Genomic DNA, 13,809 nt, shown 5'->3' on the forward strand with positions numbered 1-13,809 from the left:
CTTATCCGGAATTATTAGCGAAGTTTAAGGGTTGCCAGTGTTAAAATCGCCAGCATGATGCCCACAATCCAGAACCTCCCTACGATTTTCGACTCGTGGTACCCCATCTTCTGATAGTGGTGATGGAGGGGTGCCATTTTAAAGACGCGCCGCCCCTCGCCGTATTTCTTTTTGGTGTATTTAAAGTAACTCACCTGCAGCATAACAGACAGGTTCTCGATCAGGAACACGCCGCACAGGATCGGGATCAGCAGTTCTTTGCGCACGATCAGGGCTAAGACTGCTATGATCCCGCCTATGGATAAACTTCCTGTATCGCCCATAAACACCTGTGCCGGGTAGGTGTTGTACCACAGGAAGCCCACGCAGGCACCCACAAAGGCCAGACAAAAAATGGTCAGTTCTCCGGAGTTAGGAATAAACATAATGTCCAGGTAATCCGCAAAAATGGTGTTACCCGACAAATAGGCGAAGAAAGCCAGTGTCATACCGATAATGGCGGAGGTTCCGGCTGCCAGGCCGTCTATCCCGTCTGTTATGTTGGCCCCATTCGATACCGCCGTGATGACCAGGATCACAAACGGAATGTACAAATAGCAGGACCAGCCCTGAAACAGTGGGCCGGCAAACGAAAACAGGTTGCAATAATCCAGTTCGTTGTTTTTCCGGAACGGGATGGTGGTGATCATGCTGTGCACATCCACCCATTTGCTGGAAGCATTTACAGCAGAGGTTGCCCCATTGGAGAATAGGTACTGCCGCACCACCACGTCGTCGTTAAAGTATAGGGTAAGCCCCACGATCAGGCCAAGCCCTATCTGGCCCAGAATTTTAAACCTGCCTGCCAGGCCTTCCTTGTTCTTCTTGAAAACCTTGATATAATCGTCCAGGAAGCCTATCAGGCCCAGCCAGATGGTGGAAACCAGCATCAGGATGATATAGATATTATCCAGGCGGGCAAACAGCAGCGTTGGCACCAGGATTGCCAGGATTATGATCAGGCCTCCCATCGTAGGGGTGCCTTTTTTCTCCAGCTGGCCATCTAACCCCAGGTCGCGAATACTTTCGCCGACCTGCTTGCGCTGCAGGATTTTAATGAGCTTGCCCCCAAAGATCATCGCAATCAGCAGCGACACCAGCGTAGCCATACCTGCCCGGAAGGAGATGTATTGAAATACACCAGCTCCGATAAAATTATATTCGCGGTCGAGGTATGTAAAGAGGTGATATAACATGTACTTTCTATTCCGTTTCCTTTTCCTGCAGGTTAAAATTTATCTTTATTTCCCTAATTGCTTCAATGTATCGCGCAGCATCTGCTTGTCATCAAAGGCATGCTTCACGCCTTTAATCTCCTGGTAGGTCTCATGCCCCTTGCCGGCCACCAAAATGATGTCGTTCGGCTCGGCCAGCATGCAGGCAGTTTTAATCGCTTCTTTTCTATCCAGTACTGTCAGGGTTTTTTTGTAGTCCAGGGGCCTGACACCCTTTTGCATATCCTCCAATATCGCCTGCGGCTCTTCAAACCTTGGATTATCGGAGGTCAGGATCACTTTATCGCTCAGGCGGCAGGCAATGTCCGCCATTAGCGGGCGTTTGGCCGCGTCGCGGTTGCCCCCGCAGCCCACCAGGGTAATTACCTGCTGTGTAGGGTTTCGTATCTGCTGGATGGTGCTGAGCACGTTCTCCAGCGCATCGGGGGTATGCGCGTAGTCTATGATGCCGGTAATGTGTGTATCCGAATCGATGTAGTCGAATCGTCCGGCGGCGGATGTGAGGCTGGAGAGCACAGTTAAGGTTTCCACGGCATCCTCCTCCAGCAAAACAGCCACTGCGTAGGCCCCCAACAAATTGTACGCGTTAAACGCCCCAATCAACTTGCACCAGATCTCGTGGCCGTCCACGTCCAGGTGCAGGCCTTGTATGGTGTTATCAATAATGCGCGCCTTAAATTCCACCGCCTTGCGCAAGGCAAAATAATGCACGTCGGCGGCGGTGTTCTGCACCATTACGCTTCCACGTTTATCATCGGCATTGATCAGGGCGAAAGCACCCTTCGGCAGCATGTCAAAGAATGATTTTTTTGCCCGGATGTACTCGTCAAATGTTTTATGGTAGTCGAGGTGGTCGTGGGTGATATTGGTGAAAACGCCCCCTTTAAAATGAAGTCCTGCTACCCGTTTCTGCACCATGGCATGCGAACTCACCTCCATAAAGCAGTGGCTGCAGCCGGCTTTCACCATCTGCGCCAAGAGTTCGTTCAGCTTGATCGCATCCGGAGTGGTGTGGGTGGATGGGATCACGGTTTCGTTGATCTGGTTCTGCACCGTGGAGAGCATGCCCACCTGGTAGCCCAGCTCCCTGAAAAGTTTGTGCAGCAGCGTTACGGAGGTGGTTTTGCCGTTTGTGCCTGTTACCCCGATCAGGTACAGTTTCCGGGAGGGATGGCCGTAAAAAGCAGATGCCATTTGGCCCAGTGCCTCGCCAGAGTCCTTCACCTGTACATAGGTAATAGCGGGCTGCAATTCCTCCGGTAACTGTTCGCACACGATAGCCGTAGCCTGAGCCTCCTCCGCTTTGGAAATAAAGGCATGCCCATCTGACTGCACCCCGCGCACGGCCACAAATACAACGCCCTGGCGCACGGCACGCGAATCAAACGAGATGGCATCGACAGCTACCGTTGTGGACCCTGTCACGGCAAGCACCTCTACGCCCTCCAATATGGTTTTCAGTGACTGCATTAGCTGAGCACAATGGTTATTTTAGCATTTTTAGCAACACTGGAGCCAGGCTCCAGCGACTGCCGCTGCACCCGCTTTCCGGCTCCCTCCACCCTCACCTGAATGTGTTGGTTTTCTAGTATGAAAAGTGCGTCACGCAAGGTCATGCCTTTCACATCGGGCACCAGGTCGCTTAGCACCGGGTTAGGAACGAAATTCAGGGAGCGTTGGCCCTTCTCTACTTTCACCCATTCCTCGTCGTTGCTGTTGGGGTGGTTGCTGAGCCCAATTTTATTGCAGATATAGGCCAGGTCCTCCTGGCTGCCTGCGGCAACTCCGGGCAGACTGTTTTTATCAGGCACGACGCGTGCGCGCAGCGGCTTGTGCATGGCCAGGTCACGGGCATACGCTTTGTCGGCCAGCTCTTTAAAAACCGGTGCAGCCACGTCCCCTCCGTACACATTCACCCCTTTCGGACTGTCAATGATCACGATGCAGCTATACTTCGGGTTGTCTGCCGGGAAGTAGCCTGCAAAAGAAGTGGAATACTCGCGCACATAGTGCCCGTCTTTTACCTTGCGGGCTGTTCCGGTTTTACCAGCTACCTTATAATCTGTGTTGTAGATGTTTTTGGCTGTGCCATGCTCCACCACGCCCTCCAGCATTGTGCGCAATTTTTCCAGGGTTTCATCCGAACAGATCTTCTCATTCAGTACCCGTGTCTGGAAGGTTTGTATTACCCGGTCTACTTTCCGGATTTCCTTCACGATGATCGGCTGCACCTTTACACCATTGTTGGCCACGGCATTGTAAAAAGCCAGCGTTTGCAGGGGCGACAGCTTGGTCTCGTACCCGATGGCCATCGAGGTCAGGGTGGTGCCGTACCAGTTCTTGTCCTCCGGGCTCTTCATGTACGGACGGGCCTCCCCCTCCATCTGAAAGCCTAAGGTAGTATTCAGGCCGAACTTGTTCAGGTAGTTCACGTAGGCCCTTTGGTCGTTGCCAAAGTACTGCTCCATCAGTTTGGCTACGCCAATATTGGAGGACTTCTCAAATATCTGATGCACTGCCAGTTTTCCGTAGCCCCCGTTCTTGGCATCCGACATGGTGGTGTTCTTGATCCGGTAAGTGCCATGGCCGGTATCGATGGTGTCTGTCAGGCGAACCTGTGGGTTATGCTCAAACAGCGCCATCATAGAAGCCAGCTTAAAGGTAGACCCGGGCTCTGTGCGCCCCTGGTTGCCAACCGCATAATTGTAATCCTCGATGTAGCCGCCCTTGGTTTTGCCCAGGTTGGCCATCGCTTTTATCTCACCGGTCTTTACTTCCATCAGGATCACGCAGCCATACTCGGCATTGGTTTTTTCCAGTGCTTTATACAGGGCGTTCTCCGCCACATCCTGCAGGTTAATGTCCAGGGTGGTCTCGATGTCGTAGCCGTGTTGCGGCTTTACTTCGGTGCCGTCATAGATCGGCTTGTTCCCTCCCGCGATGCGCTCAAAAAGAGCCTCGCCGTCCGTGCCCGCCAGGTTGCTGTTGAAGCTGTACTCCAGGCCGGCTCCGTATTTGTCTTCGTTAATAAAACCGATCACGCGCTCGGCCAGCAAGCCAAACGGCTTGAACCGCTTTTCCACCTTCTCAAAAATTACCCCTCCCTTGTTTTTACCCGCTCTGAAAACCGGCCACTTCGCCATCATTTTCTTATCCTGGTAATTGATCTGGTTGCTGTTCAGGCGGATATACCGCCTGCCTGAATGGCGCGCATTCTTGATCTTGCGCTTGTAGTAGTCCTCCGACCTGTCTTTGTAAAAGCGGGAAAGCAGCAGGGCCAGGGAGTCTACCCCTGAGTTAAACAGGGCGGCGTCTGCCACCGTAGGATCGAAGGCCACGCGGTAAAAAGGCAGCGAGGTTGCCAGGATGCTCCCGTTATCAGAGTAAATGTTACCGCGCGTGGCACGCACAGGCTGGTAGCGGATGCGGCGCTCTTTGGAAATCTTCTTCCATCGCGCCCCATCCATGAACTGGATGTACACCACCTTGTACACAATGGCGCATGCAAAAAGGCAGATAGCCAGAAAAGCCACCCGCACCCGGATCAGTATGGATTTCTTAATATTCATCAGCCGGCACAATTACCTGGTAAGGGGGGGATGAACTTTCAACAAGACCGAGCGGGGCCACATTGCGCGCCACCTCCGACTGCTTGCTGGCCTCCATGTAATCTGACTTGAGGGTAGTGTAATCCGCACGCAGGTCCTCTGTCTCTATTTTGATCTTGTCTATTCTACGGATCGTTTTTTCAGCAAAGTGGGTATTGCCGATGTAGAACAAGGTAATGAGGGTAAGGTAAAGTATGTGCGGAAGGTACTTGAGCGGCACGCCCTCTTCAAAAAGCGCGTCCACGTTTGCGTATTTGTCCAGTAGCTTAAAAAGGCTGAAGCCTTTCTTAGGGTTCTTTGGCTTCTGTTCCGGCTTCACGCGCACCGAGTTTATCCTTGGCGTGCCTGTCTGCTTAATCATAACGTTAGAAGCCATAATGCGGTAATCTTAAAAGCTAATGCCTAGCTTGGTTAATCAATCATCTAATGCTCTTTTCTCTGCTATTCTGAGTTTGGCGCTTCTGGAGCGGTTATTTTCAAGCAACTCCTGTTCTGATGGCACAATGGGTTTTCTAGTGACGGCGTCGAGGGGTTTTAGCTCATTCCCAAACAGATCTTTTTCCACCTCCCCAAAAAACCGGCCTTTAGCTATGTAATTCTTCACCAGCCTGTCTTCCAGGGAATGGTAGGAGATAACGACCAACCGGCCTCCGGGCTTCAGCACTTCTGTGGCCTGCTCCAGCATTTCTTCCAGGGCCTTCATCTCGTCGTTGACTTCGATGCGCAATGCCTGAAAGACCTGGGCGAGGTACTTGTTCTCCTTCCCCTTCGGGGTACAGGAGCTGATCGCCTTTTTAAAGTCGCCAATGGACTGGAAAGCTCCCCTTGCGCGCTTCTCCACAATTGTTCTGGCCAGGGTCCTGGCATTTTTCACCTCCCCGTACATGCCGAACATGCGGTGCAGCCGCTCCTCTGAATAGGTTTCTAAAACATCCTGTGCCGTGTTGCCCGCCTCGGCATTCATGCGCATGTCCAGGGGACCTTCGAAACGCGTAGAAAACCCACGTTCCGGCACATCAAACTGATGCGAGGATACTCCCAGATCTGCCAGGATGCCGTCCACTTCCTTTACGCGGTACAAGCGCAGGTACTTTTTCAGGTCCCTGAAGTTGGCGCGCACAAACTGAAAGGCAGGACTATCAATTTTCTTTGACTCTTCCTCGGCGTCCCTGTCCTGGTCAAAACCATAAAGCTTGCCGGTTGTAAGCTTGCGCACGATGCTGGCAGAGTGTCCGCCTCCGCCAAAGGTCACATCCACGTAGACACCATCCGGCTTAATGGCCAACGCCTCTACTGACTCCTCGAACAATACCGGACGGTGATAGGCCATTATATCAGCGGCTCCTCCGCCGGTTTATCACCTAAGAACTTCTGCGCCAGCTGAGAGAAATTTTGCTGATCCTTGATCAGGAACTCCTCATATTTATCCGGGTTCCATATCTCCACACGGTTGCCTAAACCCACTACGATCGCCTCCTTTTCAAGACTGGCAAACCGCGCCATCGTTTTAGGCACAATGAAACGGCCAGTACCGTCTAATTCAATCTCGGTGTTACCCCGGAAGAAATTGCGCTGAAAGTGGCGGTACTCTTCGTTAAACTCATTCAGCCCTGCCACCTTATCATAAATTATTTTCCAGTCTGCCTTCGGATAAAGCACCAGGCAAGGTTCAAATCCTCGCATCAGCACCACATGATTGCCCGACGCCTCCGGCAGGTTAGTTTTTATCTTTGCAGGTAAAACCAACCTTCCCTTTGGGTCAATCTTGCATTCATATTCGCCAGACAGGAAGTTCATAACAACAGTAGTTTTGCCCGTGTGGTATTCGGACTTTACAAATGTAGCGATTCAACGATTTCTCGCAACCACTATCTACCACTTTTTACCACTTTGTGGATAAATTACGGTTATCCACCCCACTTATCCACATTATCCACATCTTAACGCTATATATTGGGCATAAGTTTTTTTGCAGAGATGCTGGTTTTTACCTAAAATACGAAGGAGTAAAACATTAAAATACTTAAAATCAGAAACTTAACTGCTTAAACATAGTAGATATACGATATACTATAAATTTCCACAGAAAATGTGGGGGAAAGTGGCAAATGTGGGATGACCTGACAAGATTTGTCGTGAGGGGTGGGTATAAATGAAAAAGGGAAGCCTGGTTGGGCTTCCCTTTTCACTGTTTACAAGGACGTTAAAACTTAAAACCCATATGGAAACCCAGGGCTAAAACCGGGGTGCCGCTGGTATAGTAAAAGTAATCGATTCTGCCGCCGGCCACGCCGTTTCGCAGGATGTTAAAATCATTCTCCAGGTAGCCGTTAAAACCCACGTCGGAGCTTTTAATGTGCACCACCGACCCATCCACGGTTCCACTGTCCTCAGCATCTGAGTTTATCTCGGCACGGTACCGGATTCCCGGTCCGCCCCCTACCCTGAACACCACGGATTCATTGTTGATCATGTCGACGCTGCCTTCCAGCGTGGCCATCAGAAATGTGTTCTGAACAGAGTATATCTCTTTAATATCGTCGTAGCGGAAAGCAGATAGCAAGCCGACGTTCATCCCTACGGTGATGTTCTTGGTAAAATAATGGCTCAATTTGTTGCTGAACATCAGTCCCTGGCTATCGTAGTCTGATAGCCAAACGAAACTTACACCGGCTTTTAACATGGTAGGATCTCTCTGCGCCGAAGCCGGGAACGCGTTTGCAAGGAACAGAATAATAGCCAGGGCTAGGATTCGCAAAGGTAATTTCATAAGAAGTAAATAAGGGTGTACAGCTGTCCAATCAAGTCAGATCACAAAAATGGGAGTCGTATCAGAACTGTCTCCTCTCTATACTTGTAGCACTATAAATTGTTACACTCCGTAAATCAAAAGTTATATTACTTTCAAGGTATCTAGCGGTGCACCAAAAGTTTTGTTCTTAGGCAGTATTGCTCGTTTTCATGTCAAGAAACTTTGATATGCTGAACAGCTGCAGGCTGCTATCTTTTCGTTTTGTACAATTGCCACCAGGGCAGGTAGGGCTTATCGTGGTGCTCGTAATGGTAGCCGAAGAAATAGCAACTAAAAAAAGCCCATACATGGTTCTTGCGCTGCGAGCCTGATTTATGCAGGTTATCGGGGGCATGCTCTCCCCGATGCGGTAAGTAGGTGCCAAAATAAAACAGCTGAAAAGTGGCCAGTATGGCGGGCAGCATCCAGAAAAGAACGACGTTCTGCAGGGGGAAAACAAGTTGCAGCAGGTTATAGGTGATCGCCATGAGCAGGATCTGCCACCAGGTGATGTAGTTTTTCAGGAAGCTGAAGTACCAGGGCCAGAAGGCACCTTGATGGAAGTCAGGATCTTTTTCTGTGGCTACGTGCTTGTGATGCTCGTGGTGCCTGGGCAGCAGGCGCGGATACCAGTTGTAGGCAAACAAAAAGGCCGTAAAGGCGCCCGCTGCTTTGTTAACTTTGGGGTTTCCGGGAGCCACAACCCCGTGCATTGCATCGTGGGCCGTTATGAATAAACCCGTGTACAGATGAGTTTGCAGCAAGACGAATAAATAAGGGAAGGGCGAGGCTAACTCTACGGTATAAAAGGCCAGCAGAAAGGCTAGCAGGCCGAACCAGCTAAACACAATGCCGGCAGCCAGCAAAATTCCTCTAAGATCATTCTTTCGGGGTGTGTTCATAAGTAGTTTACTGGACCCATAACGTAGTTTTGCCTTCGTGAAGCTGTACGTAAGGCAAATGCCATCATACCTCGTACTGCAGCAAGGCGTCCCTTACTTCTTCCATTAACCACAAAGGCGTGGAGGTAGCCCCACAAATGCCCACGGAATCGCCTTCCGAAAACCACTGCGTCTGCAACTCCTCCACTTTGGAGATAAAATATGTAGCGGGGTTGGTATCTTTGCACACCTGGTAAAGCACCTTGCCGTTGGAGGACTTGGTACCCGATACAAAGATAACTTTGTCGTACAGGGTGGCAAATTTACGCAGTTCCTTATCGCGGTTCGATACCTGCCGGCAAATGGTGTCGTTGGCTTTCACCTCGAAGCCTCTATCCTCCAAAGCCCCTTTTATGCGGTAAAAACTGTCAGTGCTTTTGGTCGTCTGGCTATAAAGGGTGATGTTTTGGGGCAGTTCATGCTGCAGCAGTTCGTTCATGTTCTCAAACACGACCGCGTTGTTGCCCGTTTGCCCAAGCAGCCCCAATACCTCCGCATGCCCGTGTTTGCCATAGATAAAGATCTTCTCATCCTTATCGTAAGAGGTTTTAATGCGGTTTTGCAATTTTAGAACCACGGGGCATGAGGCATCTACCAGCGTCAGGTTGTTCTGCAGCGCCGTCTGGTACGTTTCCGGTGGCTCGCCGTGCGCGCGGATCAGCACTGCTTCATCGCTCAAGTCCTGCAGTTGCTGGTGGTTGATGATGCGCAGCCCCCGCTTCTGAAGGCGCTCCACCTCTTCGTCGTTGTGCACGATATCCCCCAGGCAATACAGGTAGCCCTGTTCGTCGAGCAGGTCTTCTGCCATTTGGATGGCGTATACCACCCCAAAGCAGAAGCCAGAATTTGAATCGATCGTGACGTGCAGGCTTTTCATACTCTTTATACAGCCAGAACTTTAGATTGTTTAACCGTTTTTCGTTGCTTTAGCCCCTCGTATACCGATATGGTTATCAGCAACATCAGCATCGAGTACAGGGTATCCTCAACCGGAATGGAGACAATGCGCACCCCGAGGTTGAAACTGTTGTTATACCAGACAACAGGCAAATAGGTCAGCACGCCGTTTATCAACAGAAAAGGCAACAGGTGCACCAGGTAAGCCATGTAAAACCGCCCCAGGTACCGGGTGCCGAAATACCAAAGGTGAAACAGGTGGGCCAGGGCGAGCAAAATAAACGTGATGGAAGTATACAACCGACCCAGGTTGAAGGCCGCCACCAGTGGGGGCAGCAGGATCAGGAAAAACGCGATGGCTCTGGCGTAGGGCTGCAGCAGATCCTGCCGCACGTACGCATTCAGCACTTCGTAGATAAAAACACAGGCATACGGAACCGTGACAAAGAACAGCACCTCCTCCAGGGGCAGGTTAAAGAGGTAGACCCCCGTCAGGTACACCGGGTTAAAGCCCCACACGCCAGCCTTGGTAAACAGCACATCCCAAACAATGAACAAGGCGGCGTTCACCAGTATGGCAGGCCCCAGGGCAGGCCAGTGTTTGTAAAAGGCCACCTTTTTATCAAACGACAGCAGCAAGGGGAAAAGTATGGTGAAGAGGTTCAGGTAGAGGTATATGTACATAGCTGCGATTTACAGATCAGAAGAACTCAACAAAGAATTTTCACCCATAGCACTTTTGGTTACCTACCGCTAAAAACCCTAGAACGCGATGGCTTGGAGTTCCTGGCGCTCCCTGGCACTACAATGGTCTTTGGTAAGCATGAAATCCCGGATGCCCCTGGCCAGCACGGTGGGCATACCCGAGGCGGGGTGCTGCTTCAGACTGGAGATCACGATGTCTTTGTCCTGCTCCACATGCTCGCTCATGTTAAGGTAGCGCGGCACATAATGCTCCATCGTGAAACGCAGAAACCTTATTTCAGGGTGTTGGCCATTCAAAGCCACGGCATCCTCGAAAATTCGGGCGGCTGTTTTTAAATGTTTGATCTTGGCATAGGGGTTCCATTCATACTTGGCCATGATCGCCTCCGAAATTGCTTTGTAGGCCAGCACAATCGGATCGTTCTTTTTATAGGAGCTCATTTTATCATAAAAGCGCTCTCCGGTTTCCTGGTCACGGCTGGCCTGCAGGAATTCTTTTCGTAAGTCGGGTAATTTGTATTGGTGTGTGTTGGCTGCCAGTTTAGCGCTGCTCGTTAAAAAAAGCAGTAAAAGTACAAGTATAAAGGGCTTATTCATCAGATTGCGTTTAATCGGTACTTGAGGTACGAGCCCAGCAGCAATGCCAGTTTCGTATTATCAGGTACTCTTACGCGCTCTTTCAGGATATGGGTTGCCGGCAGCCGCTGTATCTTCCTGAAAAGCTTCAGGTAGTAGACATAAGCCAGGTATACCCCCATGCGCGCCGTGCGGGGAAGGGTCAGAATTCCGGCGTAGGCCGCATTGAAATCTTTCAAGATATCTGCCTCAATCTCCGCCTTGCTGGCGTTGTTAAACTTCTGGTACTCTACCTTAGGGAAGTACACTCTCCCGCGCTCTTTAAAATCACTTTTCATGTCGCGCAGAAAATTTACCTTCTGAAAGGCGGCGCCCAGGCTGCAGGCCGGTTTGCGCAGGCGCTGAAACTGTTCCTCGTCGCCCTCGCAGAAAACTCTCAGGCACATGAGGCCCACCACCTCGGCAGAGCCGTAAATATACTCCTCGTACAGCGCATGGTCGTAGGTGTGGTCATCCAGGTCCATTTCCATACTTTTGAGAAAGGCCTCGATAAACGCCCTGTCAATGTTGTATTCGTTAACGACACACTGAAACGCATGCAATACCGGGTTCAGGCTAATACCTGCGTCAATGGCTTCAAACGTTTGCTTTTTAAAGTCCTGCAGGATCTTGCGCTTATCAAAGTCATGAAAGGTGTCCACGATCTCGTCGGCGCAGCGCACAAACCCATAAATGCCATAGATCGGGAGATGAAACTTTTTGTGCAGCGTTTTAATGCCTAGTGTGAAAGAGGTACTGTAGGCCTCCGTAATAACTTTACTGCACTGTAAACAAGTTTCTTTAAATAACTCCATGCACGTTCAGGTCAATGTTGGTTTATACGTTAATGCGCGCCGGTACGGCAAATTCTCTGCTCACTTCGCCGGCCACCACCTGCCCCGAGATCAGGGAGGGCGGCACACCGGGGCCGGGCACCGTAAGCTGCCCGGTGTAGAATAGGTTGCTAACTTTCTTGCTCTTCAGGCTGGGTTTAAGCAGCGCGGTCTGCAAAAGGGTGTTGGCCAACCCATAGGCATTGCCCTTAAAGGCGTTGTAATCACTTATGAAATCGTTGTGGGCATAACTCCGCTTGTACACAATGGCACTACGGATCTCCTGCCCTGTGAGGCGCTCCAGCCGATGCATCACCAGATCGAAGTACTTAGTGCGCATTTCCTCGGTATCCTGCAGGCCCGGTGCCACGGGGATCAGCACAAACAAGTTCTCGCATCCTTCGGGGGCTACCGAGGGGTCGGTTACCGAAGGGGCCGACACATAGAAAAGGGGCTTGGTGGGCCACTTCGGGTCGGTGTATATCTCGTGCGCATGGGGCCCGAAATCCTCGTCGAAAAACAGGTTATGGTGGTGGAGGTGCCGCAGCCGCTTGTTTACGCCGAGGTAGAACAAGAGCGAGGAAGGCGCCATCACGCGTTTCTCCCAATAGGCATCTGAATAACTCTGACTGGCTTTCGGCAGCAATTCTTTTTCTACGTGGTGGTAGTCGGCGCTCGCCACCACCACATCGGCATCGAATAGATCAGTAGTCGTGAGCACCTGGGTTGCCACGCCCTGCTTCACCTCGATGCGCTGCACACCCTGGTCGTATAAAAAAGTAACGCCTTTCTCCTCTGCCAGCTTTACCATGCCCGATACAATGGTGTGCATGCCCCCCATTGGGTACCAGGTGCCCAGCTTTATATCGGCATAATTCATCAGGCTGTACAGGGCCGGCGTATTTTCGGGCAGGGCGCCCAGAAACAGGATCGGGAACTCCAGCAACTTGATGATCTTTTCGTTGGAAAAAAACTTCCGGACATGCTTGTGAAAGGACTGAAACACATCCATGCGCAGCACATCCAACAGCAGGCGCGGGCTCATAAACTCTGTGAGCGAGCGCCCGGGCTTGTATACCAACTGATTGATACCCACTTCGTATTTATAAGCCGCCTGTTCTAAAAACCTGGTTAACTGTTTGCCGCTGCCTTTCTCCAAACTCTCAAAAAGGGACTGCATTTCTTCCAGAGAGGCAGGCACCTGCATAAAATCGTTCGGCCCGAACACCACCGTGTAAGAGGGGTCCAGGCGCTTGAGCGTATAATAGTCGGAGGTGGTTTTGCCGAAGCGGTTAAAGTAAGACTCGAACACATCGGGCATCCAGTACCAGCTGGGGCCCATGTCGAAGGTAAAGCCGTGTGCCGAGAATTTTCTGGCCCGTCCGCCGGGGGTACTGTTTTTCTCCAGCACCGTCACCGCATAGCCTTTGTCGGCCAGGCAGGTAGCCGCCGATAGCCCCGAGAAGCCGGAGCCGATCACAATTACTTTGGGTTGAGCCATACGGGAGGTCAGGGGGCTTAGTGCTTAATAGGAAACATCTTGCCTGTACACATGCAGCATACTCTTGAGCTCTTTACGGGCAATGTGGATGCGGTTTTTCACTGTGCCAATCGGAATTTTAAGCTTTTCAGCAATTTCCAGGTATTTATAGCCTACATAATACATCATAAAAGGGGTACGGTGCTCTTCGTTCAGGCGGGCAAGCGCCTTGTTGATATCGTTCATGACGAAAGTAGCCGTCCCTTTGTTCTGCGTCACATAATTTTCATCGGTGTTCAGGTACTGAAGGTACTCAGAACTATCAATGTTACTGCTGCGCTTCGTTATTTTATTATAGTTGTTGATGAAAGTGTTGCGCATGATCGTGTAGAGCCATGCTTTGAGGTTAGTGCCAGATTTGAACTTCTCGCGATTGGTTAGTGCCTTCAGCATCGTCTCTTGCACCAGGTCCTTGGCATCGTCCGCGTCTCGGGTCAGGTTCATGGCTACCGGACTCAGGGACTGGGCAACATTCTGAACAAGGGAATTAAATTCTATAGCAGTCATTTTGTTTACAGTTTTAATAGTAAAACATAAACAAATATACGAGATACCAGGAAATATAAATGGTTTTGTTCAATATTTTTTTGATTAACCTTAAACAT

14 protein-coding genes are annotated in these 13,809 nt (G+C 50.7%); all 14 read right to left on the reverse strand.

Annotated elements, in window-relative coordinates; genetic code table 11:
- Window positions 1–14: 14 nt before the first annotated feature.
- Window positions 15–1,235: a phospho-N-acetylmuramoyl-pentapeptide-transferase gene (gene mraY / locus AC4BAN_RS11515; RefSeq protein ID WP_490564550.1), complete on the reverse strand. Its 1,221-nt coding sequence runs from the start codon at window positions 1,233–1,235 to the stop codon at window positions 15–17.
- Between the two features lie 45 nt (window positions 1,236–1,280).
- Window positions 1,281–2,744, reverse strand: a complete 1,464-nt coding sequence (locus AC4BAN_RS11520; RefSeq protein WP_490564551.1) for a UDP-N-acetylmuramoyl-L-alanyl-D-glutamate--2,6-diaminopimelate ligase — start codon at window positions 2,742–2,744, stop codon at window positions 1,281–1,283.
- Window positions 2,744–4,843 carry a penicillin-binding protein gene (locus AC4BAN_RS11525; protein ID WP_490564552.1) on the reverse strand — a complete coding sequence of 700 codons (2,100 nt, stop codon included), beginning with the start codon at window positions 4,841–4,843 and terminating at the stop codon, window positions 2,744–2,746. Before AC4BAN_RS11525 ends, AC4BAN_RS11520 begins: the two co-directional genes overlap by 1 nt.
- Window positions 4,833–5,258, reverse strand: a complete 426-nt coding sequence (locus AC4BAN_RS11530; RefSeq protein ID WP_490564553.1) for an FtsL-like putative cell division protein — start codon at window positions 5,256–5,258, stop codon at window positions 4,833–4,835. Before AC4BAN_RS11530 ends, AC4BAN_RS11525 begins: the two co-directional genes overlap by 11 nt.
- Window positions 5,259–5,297: 39 nt before the next feature.
- Window positions 5,298–6,212: a 16S rRNA (cytosine(1402)-N(4))-methyltransferase RsmH gene (gene rsmH / locus AC4BAN_RS11535; RefSeq protein WP_490564554.1), complete on the reverse strand. Its 915-nt coding sequence runs from the start codon at window positions 6,210–6,212 to the stop codon at window positions 5,298–5,300.
- On the reverse strand, window positions 6,212–6,679 hold the full coding sequence (gene mraZ / locus AC4BAN_RS11540) for a division/cell wall cluster transcriptional repressor MraZ (protein WP_490564555.1): 468 nt from the start codon (window positions 6,677–6,679) through the stop codon (window positions 6,212–6,214). The genes rsmH and mraZ overlap by 1 nt, the downstream gene beginning before the upstream one ends.
- A gap of 406 nt (window positions 6,680–7,085) precedes the next feature.
- Window positions 7,086–7,652 (reverse strand): hypothetical protein, encoded by a 567-nt coding sequence (locus AC4BAN_RS11545; protein ID WP_490564556.1) that lies wholly within the window; start codon window positions 7,650–7,652, stop codon window positions 7,086–7,088.
- A gap of 230 nt (window positions 7,653–7,882) precedes the next feature.
- Window positions 7,883–8,575 (reverse strand): fatty acid desaturase, encoded by a 693-nt coding sequence (locus AC4BAN_RS11550; RefSeq protein ID WP_490564557.1) that lies wholly within the window; start codon window positions 8,573–8,575, stop codon window positions 7,883–7,885.
- Window positions 8,576–8,639: 64 nt separating this feature from the next.
- A complete protein-coding gene (locus AC4BAN_RS11555; protein WP_490564558.1) occupies window positions 8,640–9,491 on the reverse strand; it encodes a 4-hydroxy-3-methylbut-2-enyl diphosphate reductase in 852 nt (283 codons plus the stop codon).
- Window positions 9,492–9,496: 5 nt separating this feature from the next.
- Window positions 9,497–10,195: a lycopene cyclase domain-containing protein gene (locus AC4BAN_RS11560; RefSeq protein WP_490564559.1), complete on the reverse strand. Its 699-nt coding sequence runs from the start codon at window positions 10,193–10,195 to the stop codon at window positions 9,497–9,499.
- Between the two features lie 78 nt (window positions 10,196–10,273).
- Window positions 10,274–10,813: a hypothetical protein gene (locus AC4BAN_RS11565; RefSeq protein WP_490564560.1), complete on the reverse strand. Its 540-nt coding sequence runs from the start codon at window positions 10,811–10,813 to the stop codon at window positions 10,274–10,276.
- Complete coding sequence (locus AC4BAN_RS11570; protein WP_490564561.1) at window positions 10,813–11,646, reverse strand: phytoene/squalene synthase family protein; 834 nt, start codon at window positions 11,644–11,646, stop codon at window positions 10,813–10,815. The genes AC4BAN_RS11565 and AC4BAN_RS11570 overlap by 1 nt, the downstream gene beginning before the upstream one ends.
- 22 nt (window positions 11,647–11,668) lie before the next feature.
- On the reverse strand, window positions 11,669–13,165 hold the full coding sequence (locus tag AC4BAN_RS11575) for a phytoene desaturase family protein (RefSeq protein ID WP_490564562.1): 1,497 nt from the start codon (window positions 13,163–13,165) through the stop codon (window positions 11,669–11,671).
- A 24-nt stretch (window positions 13,166–13,189) separates the two neighbouring features.
- The gene (locus AC4BAN_RS11580) at window positions 13,190–13,711 is read right to left on the reverse strand and encodes an RNA polymerase sigma factor (protein WP_490564563.1); all 522 of its coding nucleotides are present in this window, start codon (window positions 13,709–13,711) and stop codon (window positions 13,190–13,192) included.
- Window positions 13,712–13,809 lie beyond the last annotated feature (98 nt).

The sequence above is a fragment of the Pontibacter sp. GD13 genome (genome assembly GCF_058216355.1).

What these genes read in the sequence shown, in the direction of transcription:
- AC4BAN_RS11520 (WP_490564551.1), bottom strand. Translation starts at nt 2,744, where the DNA reads ATGCAGTCACTGAAAACCATATTGGAGGGCGTAGAGGTGCTTGCCGTG.
- rsmH (WP_490564554.1), bottom strand. Translation starts at nt 6,212, where the DNA reads ATGGCCTATCACCGTCCGGTATTGTTCGAGGAGTCAGTAGAGGCGTTG.
- mraY (WP_490564550.1), bottom strand. Translation starts at nt 1,235, where the DNA reads ATGTTATATCACCTCTTTACATACCTCGACCGCGAATATAATTTTATC.
- mraZ (WP_490564555.1), bottom strand. Translation starts at nt 6,679, where the DNA reads ATGAACTTCCTGTCTGGCGAATATGAATGCAAGATTGACCCAAAGGGA.
- AC4BAN_RS11555 (WP_490564558.1), bottom strand. Translation starts at nt 9,491, where the DNA reads ATGAAAAGCCTGCACGTCACGATCGATTCAAATTCTGGCTTCTGCTTT.
- AC4BAN_RS11575 (WP_490564562.1), bottom strand. Translation starts at nt 13,165, where the DNA reads ATGGCTCAACCCAAAGTAATTGTGATCGGCTCCGGCTTCTCGGGGCTA.
- AC4BAN_RS11530 (WP_490564553.1), bottom strand. Translation starts at nt 5,258, where the DNA reads ATGGCTTCTAACGTTATGATTAAGCAGACAGGCACGCCAAGGATAAAC.
- AC4BAN_RS11580 (WP_490564563.1), bottom strand. Translation starts at nt 13,711, where the DNA reads ATGACTGCTATAGAATTTAATTCCCTTGTTCAGAATGTTGCCCAGTCC.
- AC4BAN_RS11545 (WP_490564556.1), bottom strand. Translation starts at nt 7,652, where the DNA reads ATGAAATTACCTTTGCGAATCCTAGCCCTGGCTATTATTCTGTTCCTT.
- AC4BAN_RS11570 (WP_490564561.1), bottom strand. Translation starts at nt 11,646, where the DNA reads ATGGAGTTATTTAAAGAAACTTGTTTACAGTGCAGTAAAGTTATTACG.
- AC4BAN_RS11525 (WP_490564552.1), bottom strand. Translation starts at nt 4,843, where the DNA reads ATGAATATTAAGAAATCCATACTGATCCGGGTGCGGGTGGCTTTTCTG.
- AC4BAN_RS11560 (WP_490564559.1), bottom strand. Translation starts at nt 10,195, where the DNA reads ATGTACATATACCTCTACCTGAACCTCTTCACCATACTTTTCCCCTTG.
- AC4BAN_RS11565 (WP_490564560.1), bottom strand. Translation starts at nt 10,813, where the DNA reads ATGAATAAGCCCTTTATACTTGTACTTTTACTGCTTTTTTTAACGAGC.
- AC4BAN_RS11550 (WP_490564557.1), bottom strand. Translation starts at nt 8,575, where the DNA reads ATGAACACACCCCGAAAGAATGATCTTAGAGGAATTTTGCTGGCTGCC.